The sequence below is a fragment of the Mesorhizobium sp. M7A.F.Ca.AU.002.02.1.1 genome (genome assembly GCF_003998535.1).
GTDB classification, from domain to species: domain Bacteria; phylum Pseudomonadota; class Alphaproteobacteria; order Rhizobiales; family Rhizobiaceae; genus Mesorhizobium; species Mesorhizobium ciceri.
The window spans coordinates 1-994 of sequence record NZ_RZPB01001280.1 but is presented as its reverse complement, the minus strand read 5'-3'; the positions used below and the strand labels follow the sequence as shown (position 1 = coordinate 994).

Sequence of the window (994 nt, the reverse complement as noted above, 5' to 3'; positions counted from 1 at the left end):
AGGCCGGATCGATGTTGAGGCCGGCGCCAGGTTGAACGATATTCGCGACAATCAGTCCGACAACGAGTGCAAGTGTCGAGAAGGTGAGGAAATAAACCATCGCCTTGGCGGCAACTCGGCCGACCTTCTGCAGATCGCTCATGCCGGCAATGCCGGTCGCAATTGTCAGGAAGATGACAGGTGCGATAATCATCTTGACGACTTTGATGAAGGCATCGCCGAGCGGCTTCAGGCTCTGGCCGGTTTCCGGATAGAGGTAGCCAATTGCGGCTCCCAGGACTATGGCGGCAAGCACCTGCACGTAGGTCCGGGCAAAATGGGGCTTGCGGGGCGCTGCGATCGCGCGGGGGACTCTTGGAACCAACACCGTTTCTCTCTCCCTGACCGGATCGGGGTGGGGGCTCCTCCTTCTCCCATGCTGCGCTCCGGTCGAGCGCTGCTGTCATCTCGGAGCAAGCGCCGTGCCAACTGGAGGCCTGTCCCGTCCAGCGAGATTGGTGCGGGTTGCGCACTGGAACCCTCCACCTTTGCCGGAATTTGCACTCAAGGCTCGCCAAAGATCGCGTCTGAAGAAGTGCTTCGCCAGAGAGGGAATTGACCAGGTCGCCTTGCGGCCGTGTCTTTGATGTCTGCCGCAGATCGACTGCCGGCCGATATCTCTGTCGTCTTGGTGACTTTGGTTTGTCAGTTTTGCGACGGAATGCGCGCAAACTGCAGGATATCCTACACGCCCATCAGAGCACGCGGTACAAGCGATTAAGCGTAGGAGCGCATTGAATCTCCGAGGTCAAAAAATCTTGAATAAGGTCCCCGTGCGAAGTGAATCCGCAACTCGTCAAAGTTCTCCACCGTTTGATCCAGCGGTCGCGTTTCCTGGCGCTGCAGGATGGCGTTATCTGATGGCTCAAGCGCTGGAACGCCCAGGAAATCCCAAACCGCTCCCAGGCATTGGGCAGGTTCGTGAAGTAGGCTCTCGTATTCCATTACAAGCAGG

Annotated in this window: 1 protein-coding gene and 1 pseudogene; both read right to left on the bottom strand. The window is 57.9% G+C overall.

The window, feature by feature from the left end; translation table 11 throughout:
- Positions 1–367 (bottom strand): cation:dicarboxylase symporter family transporter (locus EN879_RS37130; protein ID WP_127274769.1); only part of this gene is annotated, 367 nt, incomplete at its 3' end.
- A gap of 389 nt (positions 368–756) precedes the next feature.
- A pseudogene (locus tag EN879_RS37125) lies at positions 757–994 on the bottom strand (sulfotransferase); the annotation flags it as partial.